We start from the raw sequence: 18,171 nt of genomic DNA, 5'->3' as shown, positions 1-18,171 counted from the left end.
GCCGTGAGGGCGGGGGCGACTGTAGTCGGGGTCTGCCGGGGTCAGTGACTGTCGGGGACCTTGTCGTCGCACGGTGAGCAGTCCGTGCCGTCGATGGCCCACAGCTCCTCGTCGATGGCCCAGCCCTGGGAGCGCAGGAAGTCGCCGGTACGCAGGCACAGGCCGTCGCGGCGGCGTTCGATGAACGGGGCGTGATGCTTGAACCGGCCACCGTTGTACAGGCGGCAGATGCCCCACCAGACGGGTGTGTCGAGGATGAGCTGGTGGACGCCGATGTCGACGAGCTTGCCGACGCCCAGGTGGACGTCGGGGTTCTCGATGGAGCCCATGACGTACAGGACGGCGTTGCCGAGGATCCGTTCGGCCATGTCGCGGACCATGGTGTGCTCGCGCAGGAGCAGGGAGACCTCGCGGTCCCACAGGCTCATTCCGGAGTCGAACACGTTGACGGTCAGCTCGGTGATGTGCGGAGCGACCGCGTTCAGGAGCTCCTTCGGGTCCCGCGTGAGCGTCCTGGCCGGCTGTTCGAGTGTGACGGTCATTGACCTGCCCTTCTGGGGTGTCGTCGCCGTGCTGTGTGGTGCAACCCGCCTCGGTCACTGGACCTGTCCGGGGGTGGTGGCCGGGGCGGGAGTTCAGGCGTGTCACGAGGCCGGGAAGATCACCGGCCGTCGAGGTTCTCGTAGTGGTCGCACAGGGCGACAACGGAGCGGGCCAGTTTCATCGACACGGACATGCGCGCGGGGCTGCTGCCGTCGGCACCCAGCTGGAGCCGCGCGCTGGCTTCACGCGCACCGGCCAGGGCGCACTCACGCGGGATGTCCCCTTTCGGGAACCCGGCGGCCAGGCCTTGAACTACGGGGATGAGTAGTTCGATCTGGCCGCGCATGGCGATCCCGGAGCGTCTCCAGGCCCTCGGGGCTGACGGGCTTCGCGTCGGAGGCGAGGATCCGGTCGGCGGTGGAGCGCATGGTGGCGATGTCCGGCGGGTCGTCGCGGTCCGCAGCGGGTTGGCGGGCGGCGTGGTTCGGCACGTCGACTCCTTCACGGTCGGCCATGCCCGGGGCCGTTCACCAGGCCGCCGGATTCCGTCGTCTGCCTCGACCGTAGGAGACCCCCCATGGAGCAAGCCACGGAGTTGCACCGAATTACATGGCCGTTTAAAAGTGCTGTTCATGAGCAACATGTGCTCTTGACCCGGTTCCGCACACGCAGGATGGTGGTGTAAATCGCTGCAACCGACCAGTGCGGGAGACCAGCCACCATGAACATCAGGTTCGTCGGGATCGACCCCGAGACAGACGAGGACGGATGCCCCACAGTCTGGGTGGACACGAGCACGGACGATCTGCTGATCCAGAGCTACCAGGCCGACGACGAGACGACCGCGACCTGCGACGCTTTGTCCCCGGCGAGGGCGCCCATCCCGTCCGGCGAGACCGTCATCAGGATCCCGGCCCGTATGATCCCGATCCTCAGGAAGGCGTGCGATGAACTCGATCCCGGAGTTCGCTGAACTCCTCGCCGACACCAGGCAGTCGGCCGCCCATCTGGAGATGAGGGACACCTACTTCACCAACCCCCGCTTCGAAGCCTGGCAGGACGGTCGGCGGGTGGACTGGGACGACCGGGATTCCTGGTGGCGTCCCTACCACCAGAACATCGCGGACGCTGTCGCCCGCGGTGTCCACGTGCGGCGCGTGAGGCTCGTGTCCGAGCCGGTCACCGACTACATCGCATGGGAGCACTACCAGACCCGCGCCAATGTGGAGGCCGGCGAGGAGGTGCGCTGGCTCCCCCGGCACCGCGCGTGGGATCTCCTCGTCCCGGGCGCCGACCTGTGGATCTTCGACGGGCGGCTGATGCGTGTCCACCACTTCTCCGGCGACGGCGAATGGGTCGGCAAGGAACTCTGCGACGAGCACGGCACGGTCTCCCGGCACGCCACCGCATACGAACGGATCTGGGAACGGGCAACCCCCCACGATCAGTACGAGGTCAAGGTCAAGTAACCGTCCATGTCCACATTCCCCACGCCCAGCGTGCAGGAAGCACGCGCGGCTCTCGCGGCTCGGCTGCGGGAGCTGCGCCTGGACGCGGGCATCACCGGCAAGGAACTCGCCCGTCTCGCGGGCTGGTCCGTCGCCAAGTCGTCGAGGATCGAGAACGCCGTCACCGCGCCGGCCGACGCCGACATCCGCGTCTGGTGTGCGGCCTGCGGCGCGCACGACCAGGCGGACGACCTCATCGCGGCCAACCGGCAAGCCGACTCCATGTACCTGCAGTGGAAGCGGCTTCAGCGGACCGGCATGAAGCAGTTGGCGGAGACCTCGGCCAAGCTGTACGAGCGCACCCGCCAGTTCCGCGTGTACGCCTCCCACGTCGTGCCCGGCTACTTGCAGACACCCGGTTACGCGACGGCACTGATGCGCACGATCGCGGACTTCCGCGGCACCCCGGACGACGTGGCCGCCGCGGTGGAGGTCCGCATGCGCCGGGCACGCGTCATCCACGAGGGAGACCACCGGTTCGCGACCCTGGTCGAGGAGAACGTCCTCCATCACCGGGTCGGCGATCAGGACGTGATGGCCGGCCAGCTCGGCAACCTGCTGGCCGTGATGTCCCTGCCGTCCATGTCCCTCGGCATCATCCCGGCCACGGCCGCGCGAGATGCAGTCATGTGGCCGCTGGAGCAGTTCACGGTGTTCGACGACTCGCGGATCCATGTGGAGTTGCTCGCCGCGAAGGTTACCGTGACGGCGCCGAGCGAACTCGACATGTACTTGCGGGCGTTCGCCCGGCTTACGGAACTGGCCGTGTACGGAGCCGACGCGCGAGCCCTGATCGTGAAGGCCATCGACGCCCTGAGCTGACACCGGTGCGGCCGCGATCGCCCGGCGTCTGTGCGCATGGGCACCACCCCGGTCCGGCCGTGGCCGTACCGGGGGCTGGTCAGTTCAGGCGGGCGCCCGGTGCGAGGGCGTTCCGGCGTTCCCCTTCATTCCTGGCGGTTGGAACCGGCACTCCGACCACGTGCATGACCGCTCATCTCTCACCCTCGCCTCGGCGGGCCGCAGACGGCAGCGACAGCATGTCCGGCACGCACGGGAAGTGCGGGGCGCAGGCCCGGCACGCGTACACCGTGAAGCCGGGACCGGTGCCCTGGTGGACCTCGGAGACGACGACCGGTGCGTCAGTGATCGCACAGCAGCGCACGCACATACGTACCGGCGCGCGTGTCCCGCCCGGGGCCGTCCCGGGACGCTCGCCCTGCTCGCTCGGCTCGCTCACCGGGCCACCGCCTCGGCGCCCACCACATGCAGGTCGAGGTCGATACCGAAGTCCGCCGCGAGAACCATGGCGACACGGCGCCGCCGTTGTCGCGCCCGTTCGCACTCCCGCTCGGCGAGAACGACATACGGCCGGACCACGACCGTCGCCTCACCGGGCAACGGCTCTTCAAGACCGTACGGCGACCGCCGCAGCGGCGGCCACGGCGCGGCCGCGCAGGGCGCCTCGGACCCCAGGGTCCGCGCCGCGGCCCGCCCTTCCGCCCGACGTCGGCCGGTACCGGGCGCGAACACGCCCAGGATCCACAGCGCGAGCGCGTGGATAATGCTCACTGTCATCAGCTCCTCAGAGGCTGGTGGCCATGCCCCCGGACGTTCGCCGCGTCGCGGGGGTTCTTGCGTCACGGGAACCGTACCTCCATCTTGTCTACCTCGTCTAGGACGTCTGTGACGTTGCCAATATGCGCAGCGTAGGGAACGTATCTAACGTCCCGGACATGGAAATTGACCGCTTCGATCCGACGCCCATCTACAAGCAGGTGGCGCGAGTCATCCGCACCAAGATCGAGTCCGGCGAACTCCGACCGAAGGACCCGATCCCCTCCGAGTCGAAGATGGTCGCCGACTACGGCGTGGCCAGAGACACCGCACGCCAGGCCGTTGCGCTACTGCGTTCCGAGGGATGGGTGATCACCCTTCCCCAGCGAGGCATATTCGTCAGCGAGCGGCCGCCCGCCGACGCGCCCGAGAGTGGCGAGTCCGCCGACTGACGCACGGCGACCTCTCCCCTGCCCCCTGCCACCCATAAGCTCGCCCAGCCTCGCGCGCTAAAAATTGCTTGACTCAAGTAAGCCAACTGTGATTGCCTAAGTCAAGCAACAAGGAATCGCCGAGCGTCTCGGTGGCACGACCGATCGACCCCCATCGAGCGCATGGACCGGGTCACCCTGAGCGGAGGGCGACCCCAGCGCGCCGGACCCGTGGGGACGGGGCTCGGCGCGATCGGTGGGCCCGGCGGCCGGAACACTCCCCGTTCCGCCGCCGGGCCCGCTGGTACCCACACCGCACTCTCCCTACGAAAGGCCCGCCATGTCCCACGCCCTTGCCCGACCCTCCGACGCGGGGGCCGGTACCCCGTCGCGGCCGAACGCCGTGGTGGCGGTGCTGGCGCTGGCCGGGATCGTCGTCGCGCTGATGCAGACGCTGGTCATCCCGATCGTGCCGGAACTGCCGAGACTGCTGGACGCGCCGGCGTCCGACACCGCCTGGGCGGTGACGGCGACCCTGCTCGCCGCGGCCGTGGCCACCCCGGTCGTCGGGCGGCTCGGCGACATGTTCGGCAAGCGGCGGATGCTGCTGCTGAGCATCGTGCTGCTGGTGTCCGGCTCGGTGGTCTGCGCGCTGGCCGACTCGCTCGTGCCGATGATCACCGGCCGGGGTCTGCAGGGACTGGCGGCCGCCGTCATCCCCCTCGGCATCAGCATCATGCGGGACGTGCTGCCCGCCGAGCGGCTCGCCGGGTCGACCGCGCTGATGAGCGCCTCGCTGGGTGTCGGTGGCGCGCTCGGGCTGCCCGCCGCCGCGTTCATCGCGGACAACTGGAACTGGCACCTGCTGTTCTGGACCTCCGCCGCCCTGGGCGCCCTGTCGTTCCTGCTGGTCCTGACCGTCGTACCGGAGTCGAAGGTGCGCACCGGCGGCCGTTTCGACCTGGTCGGCTCGCTCGGGCTGTCCGCCGGGCTGGTCTCGCTGCTGCTGGCCGTGTCCAAGGGCGGCGACTGGGGCTGGACGAGCGGGACGACGCTGGGCCTGTTCGCCGGGGCCGTCGTGATCCTCGCGTCGTGGGGTTTCTGGGAGCTGCGGGCGAAGCAGCCGCTGGTCGATCTGCGGACCACGGCCCGCCCCCAGGTGCTGTTCACCAACCTGGCCTCGGTGGCGCTCGGGTTCTCGATGTTCGCGATGTCGCTGGTCCTGCCGCAGCTGCTCCAGCTGCCCGAGCAGACCGGCTACGGCCTCGGCAAGTCCATGATGACCGTGGGTCTGGTGCTGGCCCCGCAGGGTCTGGTGATGATGGCGATGTCCGCGGTGTCCGCCGGGCTCACCAAGGCCAAGGGTCCGAAGGTGACGCTGATGGTCGGCGCGCTGATCGTCGCCGCCGGTTACGGCCTGAACATCGTCCTGATGAGCGAGGTCTGGCACATCGTCCTGGTCTCCTGCGTCATCGGCGGCGGCGTCGGCTTCACCTACGGCGCGATGCCCGCGCTGATCATGGGTGCCGTGCCGGAGTCCGAGACGGCCGCCGCCAACAGCCTGAACACGCTGATGCGTTCGCTCGGCACGTCGTTCGCCAGCGCCCTCGCCGGCGTCATCCTCGCCCAGATGACCACCGACTTCGGCGGCTACGCGCTGCCCTCCGAGAACGGCTTCAAGGTCGTCATGGCCATCGGCGCCGGTGCCGCTCTCGTCGCCTTCCTCCTCGCCTCCTTCATCCCGAAGCGCCGCGCGGCCGTCCCGGCGACGGACGTCCAGGGCCCCGCGCGGTCGGCGGAGGCGGAGGTCGCCGCGGCGAAGGCGTGACGCCCCCACGCCCCCGCCACTCACGGCGAAACCCCCAGGCCCAGGGCCTGGGGGTTCGTTGTCGCCGGGGGCGGATCAGACCGCTGTCACTTGGCGTCGATCAGGTCGTGCGGCGGGACCTGGACCGTGCGGGCGCCCTCCGTGCCGCCGAGGATCACCTTGCGGAGCGCGACGTTGTTCTTGTGGTTGGCCTCCTGGAGACGGTTCTCCGGGTTGGCGATCACCTGGATGTAGTACGTGCCGTTCGGCAGGTCGGTGATGTCGAAGGACTGGCCGGGACGGTACTGGGTGTACGTGTCGCCGGAGCCGACGTCGAGGACCTCACGGACGTTGATGGCGTCCTCGGAACCGCACGCGGTGGACAGGTCGGTGTTCTCCGGGTGCCAGTTGGCGTTCTTCACCGTGTAGTCGATGGCGTCGGTGTTGGCCAGGCAGAACGCCTCCTTGCCGGAGCGCACCTCCTTGGTCTGGTCCGCGCTGAGCAGGCGGTAGCTGGCGAAGTCCGTGAAGTGCCAGTGCTCGTGGCCCTCGCGCGGGTCCCACTCCATGGTGCCGGCGGGTGCGTAGCCGACCTGCTTGCCCTTGGCGTCGTAGAAGTACTGGTACGAGTCCATCAGGTTCGCGCCCGGCTTGCGGAAGCCGTCGACGACGAGCGGCGCGGGGCCGGCGTTCCACACGTTGGCGCTGAAGGCGAGGTAGTCCTTGCCGGGTGCGTCGCCGTCCTCGCCGTCGGTGATGGCGATGTCCCAGGCGGGGAGCGAGCGCAGGTCCGGCTTGGGGGTGTTCGCCGGGGCGCCCGCCTTGCCGGTGGGACGCTTGGGGGCGGCCTGCAGCGCGGGTGCGATGCGGGAGCCGTCGGTGTGGCCCTTGCCGTCGCCGAGGTGGTTGGCCAGGCCCCGGTCCTGAAGGGCGAAGGACAGCTCGGGCGGCGTCGGGGCGTCGGCGCCGCGCGGGCCGTAGTGGTGGCTGTCCGGGGCCGGCTGTCCGGCCGGGGCGGACTTCGCGTCGTGACCGCCGTGGGCTCCGCCGTGGTGGGCGGAGGACGACGACTTCGACGGGGCCATGCCCACGCCGCCTTCCCCGCCGTCCTCGCCGGCGGGCTCCTCCCGCACCGTCACCTTGATGGTCGGCCGGTCGTCGGGGATGCCGAACAGGTCGCGGTACTTCTTCGCGACGCCGACCTTGGCGGTGTACTCGCCGGCCGGCAGGTCCACGCCCCTCTCGTAGTCGAACTGGGTGGTGTTGGTGGCCCAGCCCTTCTCGATGCCCCACACCGAGCCCAGCGTCCACGGGTTGGTGGAGCAGCTCTGCGGATAGTGGTTGAGGTCGGGGGCGTCCGGACGGATGCGGCCCGAGGCGTTGTTCGGGCAGAAGGTGTCCGCGCTCTTCAGGACCTCCTCGCCCGCCGCGTTCTTGATCGACATCTCCAGGAAGCCCTTCAGCCCGGAGAAGTCGTCGACGGTGCCCTTCGGCAGCGTCTTCGTCTTGGTGGTCTTGCCGTCGCGCAGGAACTGCTTGACGACGATGGGGTCCTTGTACGACTTGCGCGTCACCTGGAGCTCCAGGGGCGCGTTGTCGACCGACAGGTAGGTCCCGAGCTGGAGGCTGACGCCGCCCATCCACTCGGAGCGGGTGAGCGTCACGGAGTTCGACGCGGCGATCAGCTTGATCTGCGGCGTCCCGGGCTTGGCGGCGGGCGCGGCACCGGCGCCGGGGGCGGCCCCGGCCACGGCGGCGACCACCGTGAGCGACGCCAGGGCGGCGAGGCCCGGGCGCTTCAGGCGACGGCGGCGGTCCTGGCCACCGGACGGGCCGGACGAGCTGGTCGCGCTCGCCGGACCGGTCTCGCCGGTCGGGCTGGAGGAGTTGGTCATCTGGCTGGTCATCGGTTCCTCGTCTGCGAGTGCCCTGGTCAGGGGCATCGGACTGGACAGCCCACGGACGACGGCCGACCGGTGGCCGGCCGAACGGATGCACCCCCACGCACCCCGGGCCGACCGGGCTCGGTCCACTCGTCCTGTGAGCAACCTGTGAGACCGGCAAAAGGCGTGCCCGGGTTGCCTGTTGGGACGGAATTCAACGGAACGTGTGGCGAGCACGGCTCAAACACACGCCCGCACATCCCTGCGGAACCGGTTCCAAGTCCCCGGGGAATCCGCGCAGGAGCGTCACACAGCCTGCACACAGCCCTGAGAATGGCTCGTTAGCGTTGCTGACCGCTCGATCCGCTCGATCCCACGTGCGAACGTGATGTGACCGGGCCGCGGCCCGGCGGGTCGACGGCATGCCAACACAGGAAGACCTCGATGGACTACTGCTCCTCATGTCGCCGACATCTCAACGGCGCCCTCGTGTGCCCGGGCTGCGGCGCCTACGCGCCCGACATAGCCCCGGCCGCGATCGACAGCCGTGTCGACCCGTCCGGGCCCACCGGGGAGGCGACCTCACCGCTGATGATCCCCCTGCCGCCGACGACACCGGCGGCACCGGTGCTTCCGGCCGCGACGTGGGAGTACGGGGCGACGGCGGACGAGGGGTGGCACGGCGGGACGCCGGCGGACGAGCCGGCGGGCATCGACGGCGGGCACCTCGGCCGGAGCACTGACGGGACCGCTGACCGGGCCGCGGACCGGGCCGCTGACGCGGATGGCGCTCGCGACGTGAACGGCGTGAACGGCGTGGATGTCGTGAACGGCGTGGACGTCGAGGGCGTGGACGTGGTGCCGCAGGGGCGGGCCGCGCGCCGGCGTCAGTTGGCGCGGTGGAAGAAGAACCAGCGCCGGGCCGTCGTCGCGACCGCCGTGGCGCTGGTCGGTGGCGGACTGACCGTCATGGGCATGGACCGGCAGTCCACCGACCGCACCCAGGCGGCCACGGCCCCGGACGCCGAGAGCCTCGGCTCCGTCGAGCAACAGGGCTCGCAGCGCGACCGGACGTCGGCGACGGAGACCGACGACGCCCGGCGCACCCCGGACGACTCCCCCTCATGGACCCCGTCCGGCGACCCCGTACGCGACCGCTCCACCGCGAGCCGGTCGAACTCCCGCGCCGAGCACCCCAATGTGCCCCGTACGGACTCGGCCACGCCGTCCGCCCAGGACGCGCGGACCGGCTCCTCCGGCGCCGGCAGGTCGGCCGCCGACGACACCGCCGCCACCCCGTCGGACGGAACGACCACGCCGCCGGCCACCGACGACCCCGGCGCCTCGTCGGACGCGGGCACCGGCACGGGATCGGGCTCCGGCGCGGACAACGGCTCGGGCACCGGCTCGGAAGCGGGAAGCGGCTCGGGCGGGGACACGGGATCGGGCTCCGGCTCGGGCTCCGGTTCGGACACGGGCGCATCCGACGGTTCGAGCTCCGACACGGCGACGACGTCCCCCTCGGGGCTCTGCCTGCTCGGGATCGTGTGCGTGAACTGACGCACGGCCGCACACCGCCGCACGCAGGACACCAGAGGGCTGACCGTTGCCAGGCGGTCAGCCCTCGGCCATGGGACGTGGCCAAGAACGTCCGCTGATACGTTCGATGTCGGTGTTGAACTGCTCCAGGTCGGCGACGAAGCGCCGGAGGCGTTCGGCGGGCCAGTCGGCGATGACGCCGGTGAGCCCGGCGACGAACTCCTCGCGCTGCTCGGTGAGGCGCGCCGACCCCTTGTCGGTGATCCGGAACTTACGGGCCACTCCCCCGTCGGGGTCGAGGGTCCGCTCCACCAGCCCCTCCCGCAGGAGCGCCGAGGTCTGGCGGGTGAACGTGGACGCGTTGAACCCGAACGCCTCCACGAAGTCCGGGATGGACATGGGCCCTTGGGCCTCCAGCCTGGTGAGCAGAACATAGGCGCTGCGGTCCAGGGCACCGCCGTCGCGGACGCCACGGGGCGTCGACGTCTCGCGGTTCCGCGTCAGGATCAGCAGCTCCCGCTCGATGCGCTCCCCCGCCTCTCGGGCATCCACCGGTCTCCTCCTGCCTGTGTGGCCTCCATGGGCCCCTCACCCTACGTCGAGATTGCGCCATGCATGGAGAGTGCATGATGCACCATTGATGCACGATGCACTACCCGTGTAGCGTGCATTGCCATCTCCCTCCCTCCCCCCACTAGGAGATGCCGAGATGAGCAAGGTCGAAACGGGCGACACCGAGACGGGCAAAGCCGAGACAGGCACGGTCGGGACAGGAGTAGCCGAGACAAGCACGGTCAGGTCAGGAGCGGCCGGGACTGGAACGGTCGGGACGAGCGGTGGTGGTGGTGAGGAAGTGGTCCGGCTGCCGATGGTCAGCGACGGGCCACTGGACCCGCCCGCCGCGTGGGAGCGGCTGCGCGCCCGCTGCCCGGTGGCCACGGTCGAGCTGCCGAGCGGCGACCGGGCGAAGTTCGTGAGCCGTTACGACGACGTCCGCGCCCTCCTCTCCGACCCCCGCTTCGCCCGCCCGCGCGCCGGCGAGGACACCGCGCGGCTCTCCGCCGACGGCTCCGGCGGCGTCGCGGCCGACGCGAGCCCCGAGTACGCGTTGGCGATCCCCGAGCACGGCGAGCAGCATCTGCGCTGGCGGCGCCAGGTGGGCCGGTACTTCACCGCGAAACGCATGGCTGCCCTGCGCCCCGGCATGGCGCGGATCGCGGAGTCCCTGCTCGACGACATGATCGAGCAGGCCACGCCGGGTGAACCGGCCGACCTGAAGGCGGCCCTCGGCTTCCCGCTCCCGGTCTACGTCATCTGCGACCTGCTCGGCGCTCCGGCCGAGGACCGCGACCGCTTCTCGCACTGGTCGGACGCGTTCCTGAACGTCAGCCGCTTCTCGAAGGAGGAGACCCGGGCGGCGTTCACGGAGTTCGCGGGCTATATGTCCGCCCTGGTCGAGGCGAAGCGCGCCGCGTCGGGTGAGGATCTGCTCAGCACGCTGATCGTGGAGAGCGCCGCGCTGCCGGAGGAGGAACGCCTCACCGACGCCGAACTCCTCGCCACCGGCATGGGGTTGCTGGTGGCCGGCCACGAGACCACCGCGAACATGATCGGCAAGATGGTCGCGCTGCTGCTGGCCGACCGCGGCCGCTGGGAGCAGTTGCTCGCCGATCCCTCCCTGGTCCGTACGGCGGTGGAGGAGGTGCTGCGCTTCGACGCCAACCTCGGCGCGTTCGGGATGCGGCGCTATCTGAGCGAGGACGTGGAGCTGGACGGGGAGCTGCTGCCGGGCGGCACCACCGTGTTCTGCGGGATGTCTTCTGCCAACCGGGACGACCGGGTCTTCCCCTCGCCCGACGAGATGGACCTGACCCGCAGCCCCAACCCCCACCTCACGTTCGGCGCCGGGCCGCACTCGTGCCTCGGCCAGGCCCTCGCGCGCACGGAGTTGCAGGTCGTCCTCGAAGTCCTCCTCCGCAAGCTGCCCACCCTCGAACTCGCCGTCCCCGCCGATGAGTTGCGCAAGGTCGAGGGCCTCCTCGTCGGCGGCCTGCGCGAGGTCCCGGTGCGCTGGTGACGAGGGTCTTCCCAGGAGGTGTCCCCATGAAGGTCCACGTCGACGAGACGAAATGCTGTGGCGCCGGCCTGTGCGTCCTCATCGCCCCCGAGGTCTTCGACCAACGCGACGAGGACGGCATCGTCGTACTCCTCGACCAGACCCCCGCCGCACCGCACCATCCGGCCGTCCGCGAGGCGGCGGCGGTCTGCCCGACGGCGGCGATCACCCTCGACGGGACGGAGTGACCGGACCGGGGATCCGGATGATCTCGCTACCCCTTGGTCGACCGATGCGGCCCCAACTCTCCCAATACGGCGTGGAGTTGCTCGGCGGTGAGGGCGATCCCCGGCAGGACTGTCGGTGGCGTCGGTGGTGTGGGTGCGGAGGGCCGGAGGCCGTCGAGGAGGAGGGTGAGGGGGCGGCGCCAGGCGTCGGGGGTGGTGGCGGCGGTGAGGGCGGGGACGGCGCGACCGAGGGCGGCGAAGGCGAAGAGGACGTCCTCGGTGGTGACATCGCCACGCACCGTGCCCTCCTCACGGCCGCGCCGCAGCAGCAGCTCGACGGTCCGCCGGTTGTGCTCGTGGACGTCCTCCAGGACGTCGATGCCCGGCAGATGCGTGGTCATGAGGTCGTTGGTGCCCCGGTCGGACGCCAGCGTGTGGAAGACCGCGCCGAGGTACTCGACCAGCCCGGTCCAGGCGTCCGGCGCGTCGCGGACCCGGTCCCCCACGGCCATCGTGCCGGTGAGCTGGTCGTGGAAGACGGCCTCGATGAGCGTGGCGCGGCTCGGGAAGTGCCGGTACAGCGTCGCGTTCCCCACCCCGGCCCGGCGGGCGATCACATCCAGCGGCGCTTCGAGCCCCTGCTCGGTGAACACCTCATGAGCCGCCGCCACCAACAGCTCCCGATTGCGCAGCGCGTCCCGCCGCCGCACCGACGGCGCCCCACGACCCGCACCGACGGTCATCCGATCCTCCGCGTCGCTGAAACACCCCCCGATGCCGAAGCCCGATGCTACGTGGCCACGGCACCCCGCGTCGGACGCCCAACGTGGAGGAAGGGGCGGCGGGACTCCGGTGCGCCAAGGCCGACATACACCGATCCGTCGGAAACCGTCCGTTCGGCGGCCCCGGTGGTCGAGCCGGGCGGGTGCCGGGGGAAGCTTGGGCCGGTGTCGTAACCCCCCAACTCCCAAGGAGGCGACCGGAGATGACGAAACGGCCGACGCGTAGAGCGGTGTTGAGCGGTGGGCTGGGCGCGGGGCTGGCCCTGGCCGGGGCGGTGGGCGGAGGCGGGGGCGGGAGTGCCTGGGCCGTCGGCGGCGGGGGCGTGGACGAGGAGTACGTGCCGGTTCCGGTCGGGGCCGGGGGCGGGCCCGTCGGCAGTGATCGGGTGCATGTGCTGAAGGTGGGGTCGCGGGACGCGCGGACCGTGGTGGTGCTGGTGCCGGGGATGTTCGGCGCGGCGAACGACTTCCGGCTGATGGCGCGGGACCTGGTCGCGCGCGTGCCCGGGACACAGGTGTGGGCGGTCGACCGGCGCGAGGAGAACCTCGCCGACCGCAGCGGGTTCGCGAGGGCGCGGGACGCCGACCCCGTGGGCTACTACCTCGACGGGCGCTACCGGGCCCTGGAGCCCGCCGCCGCCGGGTACGTCGGGCGGTGGGGGCTGGAGCGGGCCCTCGACGACCTGCGTGGCGTCGTGCGCGCCGCTCGCGTGGGCGGGCGGCGGCGCGTCGTGCTCGGCGGGCACTCCTGGGGGGCGACCAGTGCGCTGGCGTACGCGGCCTGGGACTTCGGCGGCCGGCCCGGGTACCGGGATCTGGTGGGGCTCGCGGTCCTCGACGGGGGCGTGCGCGGCGCGTTCGAGGGGACGGGGGCGCCCGTGCGGGACTCGCCGGAGGAGGTGCGGGAGCGGCTCGCGGCGATCGCCGGCGGGCAGGTCTTCGACATGACGCTCAGCGGGGTCGGAATGGGCGAGCGGGCCGAGAGCACCCAGATCTGGTACCAGCTCGCCGGGTGGTACGCCCACCACGCCCCCGAGGGCCGGTCCGTCCTCCAGGACCGGGTGCCAGAGGCGCTGCGGGTGCCGTTCCCGGTGACCAACGCCGCGCTGCTCGGCAGCTTCGTCGACGCGGGCTTCGGCTGGCCGAACGACATCAGCGTCCACTCGGGGCACCTCGCGGCGGCGGCCGACGCCGACGCCGACGGCGTACGGGGGTGGGTCGACGACGGGATCACGCCGATCGGACGGGTCGCGGAGGCGTACGCGGGGCCCGTGCCCGGGGTGTGGGAGTGGTACTGGCCCGCCCGTCTCTCCGTCGACCTCGACGTGAGCGACGCCTACGCGGACACCGACCTGGCCCGCTCCCTCGGGCTGCGCCTGCGTCACGCCGCCGGCCTCGACATCCCCCTCTACGCCTTCCAGACCAGCTACGCCAAGGGCACGGTCGTGGAGAGCGCCCGCCGTGTCGCCGCCGAGTCCCGCGTCCCGTACGCCGTCTACGAGTCCGACAACTCCATGAACCACCTCGACCCCCTCTTCGCCGCCACGTCCCACAACACGGCGACGGACACGTTGGCGGAGTTCCTGAGGGGGGTGACGGGGACACCCGGGGGCCGGTGACGGCCGGGGGCTGGCGGCGACCGGGGAATGGCGACGGCCGGGGAGTGGCGACGGGCCGGGGGCCGGCGGGGGTCGGGGGCCGGCGACGGCCGGGGGCCGGCGACGGCCCGGGGGCGACGGGCCGGCGGGCCAGCGGCGGTCGAGGGTCGCGACGGCCGGGGGTGGCGACAGCTGGGGGCTGGCGGCCGCCCGAGGGCGACGGGCCAGGTGCCAGCGGCGGTCGAGGGTGGCGACGGCCGGGGACCGCTGACAGCCGCGTCCGGCGACGGCCGGGGGCCGGCGACGGCCGGGGGCCGGCGACGGCCGGGGGCCGGTGACGGCCGGGGGCCGGTGACGGCTGGCGTGGCTGGCGGCCTCGTGGTCGGCGGCCCCCGCGCCGACCCGCGCCGGCGGGCGTACGCCGCCGTGCGGTGCGCGCCGGCGCGTCGCGTGCACGCCGCCTTCCCTACGGCCGCCCCGCCTCCCCCTGCCTGCGGCCCGGCTTCCCTCATAGGGTGCGGGCCAGGAGGTCCAGCAGGGCCGTCCAGTGGCGTTGCGTCGCCTCGGGGCTGTGCATGGCCGTGTCGGCCTGGGTGAAGCCGTGGTGGGCGCCCTCGTAGACCTCGGCCCGGTGGCGTACGCCGGCGGCGGTGAGGCTCTTGTCGAGGCGGTCGATCTGGTCGGCGGGGTTGGCGGAGTCGTTGTCGGCGTGCCCGAAGTACAGCTCGGCGGTGATCCGGTCGGCGAGCAGATGGGGGCTGTCGGGCGCGTCCGTCGCGAGGTACGCGCCGTGGAACCCCGCCGCCGCGGCCACCCGCTCCGGGTACGTCCCGGCCGTCCGCAGCGCCAGCCCCGCGCCCATGCAGTAGCCGGTGATCCCGACCGGGCCGCCGTTCGTCAGGGGGGGGAGGCCTCCAGCCAGTCCAGGTAGACCCCGGCGTCGCGCGTCGCCGCGTCCGGCGTCAGCCCCAGCATCGCCGGACGGATCCGCTCGATGATCTCCGGCCGCTCCGCCGGGTTGATGAACGCGGGCAGCTCCACCAGCGGCGCCCGCCCGCTGCGGTACATCACGTTCGGCAGCAGAACGGCGTACCCGGCCGCCGCCAGCCGCTCCGCCATCCCCTTCAGATGCGGCCGCACCCCGAACGCGTCCATGTAGAGGAGCACGGCGGGGTACGGCCCGCCGTCGGCCGGATGACAGACGTACGCGTCGACGGTCCCGTCGGGGGTGGGGATGTCGACCGGGGACGTGCGGACGGAGAGGGCGGACCGCGGGGCGGAACCGGAAGAGGAGCTCATGGGCTGATTCCCTTGCACGGAAGGCGAGTTGGCGGGCTTGGTGAGAGTCCCTGAAGGGAGCCGGGGGACGTCAGTCGTCGTGACGTAGGTCGTCGGGACGTCAGTCGTCGGCGAGGGCCATGCGGGCGGTGCCCGGCTCGCCGCGTACCGCCGAGTCCGTCAGTTCCCTCACCCGGGCGGCCGGGACCGGGACACCGGGGGTCTCGAAGAACCAGCGCCCCGCCTCCTCCTGGCCGAGCCCGGCCGGGCGTTCCGCCAGGTACGGCGTGACGTACACCGGCGTGCCCGGCTCGGCGCGCCAGCTCTCGGCCAGGGGGCCGAGATCGACCGCGTCGTAGCCAAGGGCGTCGAGAAGCCGGATCACCTCGTCCTTGGCCGCCGCGTGGTCGCCCGCGACGGGCAGGGCACTGCGGTCGGCGGCCCCGGCGGGCCGGGCGCTGGTGAGCAACCGCCGGAAGTCGATGGCGTTGAAGGCCTTGACCACGTACGAGTCGGCCAGGTGCCGCTGGACCAGGGCGCTGGAGGTCAGGCCGCCGCCGTCCAGTTCGGCGAGGCGGCCGTCGCGCTCCGGGTAGTAGTTCATGGTGTCGATCACGGTCCTGCCCGCCAGGTCGGCGGCGGAGAGCCGCGTGTAGGCGTGCAGCGGGATCGTCGCCACGACCAGGTCACCGGCCCGCGCGGCCTCGGCGGGGGTGGCGGCGTGGGCGCGGTCGCCGAGTTCGGCGACCAGGTCGGCGAGGGTCTCGGGGCCGCGCGAGTTGCTCAGGACGACGTCCATCCCCGCGGCGACGGCCAGCCGGGCCAGCGCACCGCCGATCATTCCGCTGCCGATGAGTCCGAGGGTCTTGGTCATGGCGTCGGATCGCTCCTTGCTGTCGAGTAGGCCGAGTGGGTCGAGTAGGTCGAGTGGCGCGATAACAAGTACCGTAGATGAAACTGAGTGTCACGCTAGCCACTGAGTCCCACACCCGCAAGCGGGGGTCGGGCAGGGTTAACATCGCGGGGTGAGTGAGGTGAGCGGAGCGGCCCGCGCGAACACACGGGACATCGCACGAGCGGCCGTACGGGCCGAACTGGCCCAGGTCGCCTTCGAGTTGTTCCGCCGCGACGGCTTCGACAAGGTGACGCTCGACGATCTGGCGTCGGCGGCCGGGGTGTCCCGGAGCACGTTCCTGCGGTACTTCGGCACCAAGGAGGACGCCGTCCTCGACGTCTTCGACGCGCACGGCGGCTGGGTCGCGGACGCGCTGCGCGCCCGCCCCGCCGACGAGGACGACTGGACGGCGCTGCGCCGGGCACTGGACACGGTCATCCAGCGCTACCACCAGGACCCGGTCGGCTCCCTCGCCACCACCCGGCTCGTCCGGGACACCCCCGCGCTCTGCGCACGCCAGCTGGAGAAGCAGCACGGCTGGCGGCCGACACTGGCGAAAGCCCTCGCCGAACGTCACGGTTCCCCGGGACCGCCGACCCTCGCGGAGACCGTACGGGCCGCCGCCGCGCTCGACTGCCTCAACATCGCCCTCGACCACTGGACCGCCTCGGACGGCGACCTCGACCTCGTCGCCCTCCTGGACGAGGCCTTCGCGACGCTGACGCCATAGCCGACGCCATAGTTCGACGCCATAGATTTGACATGCTCCTCGCCTTGAAAGACGAGGATTCTGGCCTTCTCCACTGGTTGCCGTGCCGCTACGCGGCGCGGTTTCCGGTGGGGATTCCGTGGCTTCCTGTTTCTTCGCGCTGTGCCGGGATTGCTCCTGGTCTTACCGGCGCTCCGCAGGCTGTTACCGCCAGTCCGGCGGCCTGGTGGACGTTGAGTGCGGCGTTGTGATCCCGGTCGTGGAGGGTGCCGCAGGCAGTACAGGTCCACTCCCGGATGTGCAGCGGCTTGGGACCGTCCTTGACTCCGCAGGTGGAGCAGGTCTGGGAGGTCGGCTCGAACCGGCCGATCTTGATCAGGGTGCGTCCATAGCGCTGGGCTTTGTATTCCAGCATGTTCACGAATGCCGTCCAGCCCGCGTCGTGGACGGACTTGGCCAGCTTCGTACGCGCCAGTCCCGTCACCGACAGACTCTCGACGGCGATTCCTTGGTTCTCGGAGATCAGCCGGGTGGAGAGCTGGTGGTGGAACTCCTTGCGGGCGTCGGTGACCTTGGCGTGGGCGCGGGCGACCTTCAGGCGTGCCTTCTGGCGGTTCTTCGATCCCTTCTGTTTGCGGGACAGCTCGCGCTGGGCGCGCTTGAGTTTCTTCTCCGCACGGCGCAAGAACCGGGGGGAGTCGATCTTCTCTCCGGTGGACAGCACCGCGAAATGCGTCAGTCCCAGGTCGATGCCGATGCTCTGGTCGGTGGCGGGCATCCGGGCGGCGTCTTCGGCGGGGTCGGTGTCGATGACGAACGAGGCGAAGAACCTGCCCGCGCTGTCCTTGATCACGGTCACGGAGGTGGGGGTGGCGGGCAGGGTGCGGGACCACTTCACCTTCACCGCCCCGATCTTCGGCAGGTTCAGCCGGCCGCTGTCGGTGATGCCCCAGCGGGCGTTGGCGGTAAACCGGATCGACTGCCGGGCATCCCTGCGGGACTTGAACCGGGGCGCCCCCAGCCTCGGGCCCTTGCGCGTGCCCTTGCGGGAGGCGAAGAAGTTCTTGTACGCGGCCTCGGCGTCGCGCAGCGACTGCTGCAGGACGACTGCGGAGACCTCACCCAGCCAGGACCGCTCCACGGTCCGTTTCGCTTCGGTGATCAGACGGGTGGACAGCTCACCGGCCTTCAAGAAGGGCTTGCCCGCCCTGCGGGCGTCCTCACGGGCGCGCACGCAGTCGTTGAACACGACGCGGGCGCACCCGAACGCTTTGGCCAGGGCGACCTGCTGACCGGCGTCCGGGTACAACCTGAAGGCGTACCGGAGCTGCATGACCATCACGATACATACTTGGGTT

General features: G+C 71.3%; 18 protein-coding genes and 1 pseudogene. 10 read left to right on the top strand and 9 right to left on the bottom strand.

Going from position 1 to position 18,171, the window contains the following annotated elements; translation table 11 throughout:
- Positions 1-41 precede the first annotated feature (41 nt).
- Both L3078_RS23950 and L3078_RS23945 read right to left on the bottom strand, forming a co-directional pair.
- Entirely contained in the window at positions 42-542 is a 501-nt protein-coding gene (locus L3078_RS23950; RefSeq protein ID WP_239756009.1) for a glycine-rich domain-containing protein, read from the bottom strand.
- A 119-nt stretch (positions 543-661) separates the two neighbouring features.
- Complete coding sequence (locus tag L3078_RS23945; protein WP_239756008.1) at positions 662-889, bottom strand: DUF6415 family natural product biosynthesis protein; 228 nt, start codon at positions 887-889, stop codon at positions 662-664.
- Positions 890-1,264: 375 nt separating this feature from the next.
- On the opposite strand from L3078_RS23945, the gene L3078_RS23940 reads away from it, so the two are divergent.
- From L3078_RS23940 to L3078_RS23930, 3 genes are read left to right on the top strand one after another with little or no spacing between them, the layout of a single operon-like run.
- Positions 1,265-1,516, top strand: a complete 252-nt coding sequence (locus L3078_RS23940; protein ID WP_239756007.1) for a hypothetical protein — start codon at positions 1,265-1,267, stop codon at positions 1,514-1,516.
- Positions 1,491-2,012 carry a DUF6879 family protein gene (locus L3078_RS23935; RefSeq protein ID WP_239756006.1) on the top strand — a complete coding sequence of 174 codons (522 nt, stop codon included), beginning with the start codon at positions 1,491-1,493 and terminating at the stop codon, positions 2,010-2,012. Before L3078_RS23940 ends, L3078_RS23935 begins: the two co-directional genes overlap by 26 nt.
- Positions 2,013-2,018: 6 nt before the next feature.
- Positions 2,019-2,873, top strand: coding sequence for a DUF5753 domain-containing protein (locus tag L3078_RS23930; protein ID WP_239756005.1), 855 nt, complete (start codon positions 2,019-2,021; stop codon positions 2,871-2,873).
- A gap of 414 nt (positions 2,874-3,287) precedes the next feature.
- Here L3078_RS23930 and L3078_RS23925 read toward each other — a convergent pair whose 3' ends face one another.
- The gene (locus L3078_RS23925) at positions 3,288-3,629 is read right to left on the bottom strand and encodes a hypothetical protein (protein ID WP_239756004.1); all 342 of its coding nucleotides are present in this window, start codon (positions 3,627-3,629) and stop codon (positions 3,288-3,290) included.
- A gap of 158 nt (positions 3,630-3,787) precedes the next feature.
- On the opposite strand from L3078_RS23925, the gene L3078_RS23920 reads away from it, so the two are divergent.
- Together L3078_RS23920 and L3078_RS23915 are read left to right on the top strand one after the other, a co-directional pair.
- Positions 3,788-4,060: a GntR family transcriptional regulator gene (locus tag L3078_RS23920; RefSeq protein WP_239756003.1), complete on the top strand. Its 273-nt coding sequence runs from the start codon at positions 3,788-3,790 to the stop codon at positions 4,058-4,060.
- Positions 4,061-4,379: 319 nt separating this feature from the next.
- Positions 4,380-5,867, top strand: coding sequence for an MFS transporter (locus L3078_RS23915; RefSeq protein WP_239756002.1), 1,488 nt, complete (start codon positions 4,380-4,382; stop codon positions 5,865-5,867).
- Positions 5,868-5,953: 86 nt separating this feature from the next.
- On the opposite strand, the gene L3078_RS23910 is transcribed toward L3078_RS23915, so the two are convergent.
- A complete protein-coding gene (locus L3078_RS23910) occupies positions 5,954-7,753 on the bottom strand; it encodes a lysyl oxidase family protein (RefSeq protein ID WP_239756001.1) in 1,800 nt (599 codons plus the stop codon).
- A gap of 420 nt (positions 7,754-8,173) precedes the next feature.
- Here L3078_RS23910 and L3078_RS23905 point away from each other — a divergent pair, with 420 nt between their 5' ends.
- Complete coding sequence (locus L3078_RS23905) at positions 8,174-9,289, top strand: SCO2400 family protein (protein ID WP_239756000.1); 1,116 nt, start codon at positions 8,174-8,176, stop codon at positions 9,287-9,289.
- A gap of 57 nt (positions 9,290-9,346) precedes the next feature.
- Here L3078_RS23905 and L3078_RS23900 read toward each other — a convergent pair whose 3' ends face one another.
- Positions 9,347-9,820 carry a MarR family winged helix-turn-helix transcriptional regulator gene (locus L3078_RS23900; RefSeq protein ID WP_239755999.1) on the bottom strand — a complete coding sequence of 158 codons (474 nt, stop codon included), beginning with the start codon at positions 9,818-9,820 and terminating at the stop codon, positions 9,347-9,349.
- A gap of 316 nt (positions 9,821-10,136) precedes the next feature.
- Between L3078_RS23900 and L3078_RS23895 the strand changes: the two genes are divergently transcribed.
- Together L3078_RS23895 and L3078_RS23890 are read left to right on the top strand one after the other, a co-directional pair.
- Positions 10,137-11,345 carry a cytochrome P450 gene (locus L3078_RS23895; RefSeq protein WP_239760445.1) on the top strand — a complete coding sequence of 403 codons (1,209 nt, stop codon included), beginning with the start codon at positions 10,137-10,139 and terminating at the stop codon, positions 11,343-11,345.
- A gap of 26 nt (positions 11,346-11,371) precedes the next feature.
- On the top strand, positions 11,372-11,572 hold the full coding sequence (locus L3078_RS23890; RefSeq protein WP_239755998.1) for a ferredoxin: 201 nt from the start codon (positions 11,372-11,374) through the stop codon (positions 11,570-11,572).
- A gap of 26 nt (positions 11,573-11,598) precedes the next feature.
- Here the strand turns inward: L3078_RS23890 and L3078_RS23885 are convergent, their stop codons facing one another.
- Positions 11,599-12,294, bottom strand: a complete 696-nt coding sequence (locus L3078_RS23885; RefSeq protein ID WP_239755997.1) for a TetR/AcrR family transcriptional regulator — start codon at positions 12,292-12,294, stop codon at positions 11,599-11,601.
- A 242-nt stretch (positions 12,295-12,536) separates the two neighbouring features.
- Between L3078_RS23885 and L3078_RS23880 the strand changes: the two genes are divergently transcribed.
- The gene (locus L3078_RS23880; RefSeq protein WP_239755996.1) at positions 12,537-13,952 is read left to right on the top strand and encodes a lipase family protein; all 1,416 of its coding nucleotides are present in this window, start codon (positions 12,537-12,539) and stop codon (positions 13,950-13,952) included.
- A gap of 487 nt (positions 13,953-14,439) precedes the next feature.
- On the opposite strand, the pseudogene L3078_RS23875 reads toward L3078_RS23880, so the two are convergent.
- Together L3078_RS23875 and L3078_RS23870 are read right to left on the bottom strand one after the other, a co-directional pair.
- Positions 14,440-15,230 (bottom strand): annotated as a pseudogene (locus L3078_RS23875) (dienelactone hydrolase family protein).
- 100 nt (positions 15,231-15,330) lie between these two features.
- On the bottom strand, positions 15,331-16,083 hold the full coding sequence (locus tag L3078_RS23870) for an NADPH-dependent F420 reductase (RefSeq protein ID WP_239755995.1): 753 nt from the start codon (positions 16,081-16,083) through the stop codon (positions 15,331-15,333).
- A 151-nt stretch (positions 16,084-16,234) separates the two neighbouring features.
- Between L3078_RS23870 and L3078_RS23865 the strand changes: the two genes are divergently transcribed.
- The gene (locus L3078_RS23865) at positions 16,235-16,834 is read left to right on the top strand and encodes a TetR family transcriptional regulator (protein ID WP_239755994.1); all 600 of its coding nucleotides are present in this window, start codon (positions 16,235-16,237) and stop codon (positions 16,832-16,834) included.
- Positions 16,835-16,922: 88 nt separating this feature from the next.
- On the opposite strand, the gene L3078_RS23860 is transcribed toward L3078_RS23865, so the two are convergent.
- A complete protein-coding gene (locus L3078_RS23860; RefSeq protein WP_239755993.1) occupies positions 16,923-18,146 on the bottom strand; it encodes an RNA-guided endonuclease InsQ/TnpB family protein in 1,224 nt (407 codons plus the stop codon).
- Positions 18,147-18,171 lie beyond the last annotated feature (25 nt).

It is taken from the genome of Streptomyces deccanensis (genome assembly GCF_022385335.1).
GTDB classification, from domain to species: Bacteria; Actinomycetota; Actinomycetes; order Streptomycetales; family Streptomycetaceae; genus Streptomyces; species Streptomyces deccanensis.
Note: the sequence above shows the minus strand (reverse complement) of the source record. Positions and strands in the feature narration are given on the sequence as shown.

What these genes read in the sequence shown, in the direction of transcription:
- L3078_RS23945 (WP_239756008.1), bottom strand. Translation starts at nt 889, where the DNA reads ATGCGCGGCCAGATCGAACTACTCATCCCCGTAGTTCAAGGCCTGGCC.
- L3078_RS23935 (WP_239756006.1), top strand. Translation starts at nt 1,491, where the DNA reads ATGAACTCGATCCCGGAGTTCGCTGAACTCCTCGCCGACACCAGGCAG.
- L3078_RS23895 (WP_239760445.1), top strand. Translation starts at nt 10,137, where the DNA reads ATGGTCAGCGACGGGCCACTGGACCCGCCCGCCGCGTGGGAGCGGCTG.
- L3078_RS23890 (WP_239755998.1), top strand. Translation starts at nt 11,372, where the DNA reads ATGAAGGTCCACGTCGACGAGACGAAATGCTGTGGCGCCGGCCTGTGC.
- L3078_RS23915 (WP_239756002.1), top strand. Translation starts at nt 4,380, where the DNA reads ATGTCCCACGCCCTTGCCCGACCCTCCGACGCGGGGGCCGGTACCCCG.
- L3078_RS23880 (WP_239755996.1), top strand. Translation starts at nt 12,537, where the DNA reads ATGACGAAACGGCCGACGCGTAGAGCGGTGTTGAGCGGTGGGCTGGGC.
- L3078_RS23925 (WP_239756004.1), bottom strand. Translation starts at nt 3,629, where the DNA reads ATGACAGTGAGCATTATCCACGCGCTCGCGCTGTGGATCCTGGGCGTG.
- L3078_RS23930 (WP_239756005.1), top strand. Translation starts at nt 2,019, where the DNA reads ATGTCCACATTCCCCACGCCCAGCGTGCAGGAAGCACGCGCGGCTCTC.
- L3078_RS23910 (WP_239756001.1), bottom strand. Translation starts at nt 7,753, where the DNA reads ATGACCAGCCAGATGACCAACTCCTCCAGCCCGACCGGCGAGACCGGT.
- L3078_RS23940 (WP_239756007.1), top strand. Translation starts at nt 1,265, where the DNA reads ATGAACATCAGGTTCGTCGGGATCGACCCCGAGACAGACGAGGACGGA.
- L3078_RS23860 (WP_239755993.1), bottom strand. Translation starts at nt 18,146, where the DNA reads ATGCAGCTCCGGTACGCCTTCAGGTTGTACCCGGACGCCGGTCAGCAG.
- L3078_RS23885 (WP_239755997.1), bottom strand. Translation starts at nt 12,294, where the DNA reads ATGACCGTCGGTGCGGGTCGTGGGGCGCCGTCGGTGCGGCGGCGGGAC.
- L3078_RS23920 (WP_239756003.1), top strand. Translation starts at nt 3,788, where the DNA reads ATGGAAATTGACCGCTTCGATCCGACGCCCATCTACAAGCAGGTGGCG.
- L3078_RS23905 (WP_239756000.1), top strand. Translation starts at nt 8,174, where the DNA reads ATGGACTACTGCTCCTCATGTCGCCGACATCTCAACGGCGCCCTCGTG.
- L3078_RS23870 (WP_239755995.1), bottom strand. Translation starts at nt 16,083, where the DNA reads ATGACCAAGACCCTCGGACTCATCGGCAGCGGAATGATCGGCGGTGCG.
- L3078_RS23950 (WP_239756009.1), bottom strand. Translation starts at nt 542, where the DNA reads ATGACCGTCACACTCGAACAGCCGGCCAGGACGCTCACGCGGGACCCG.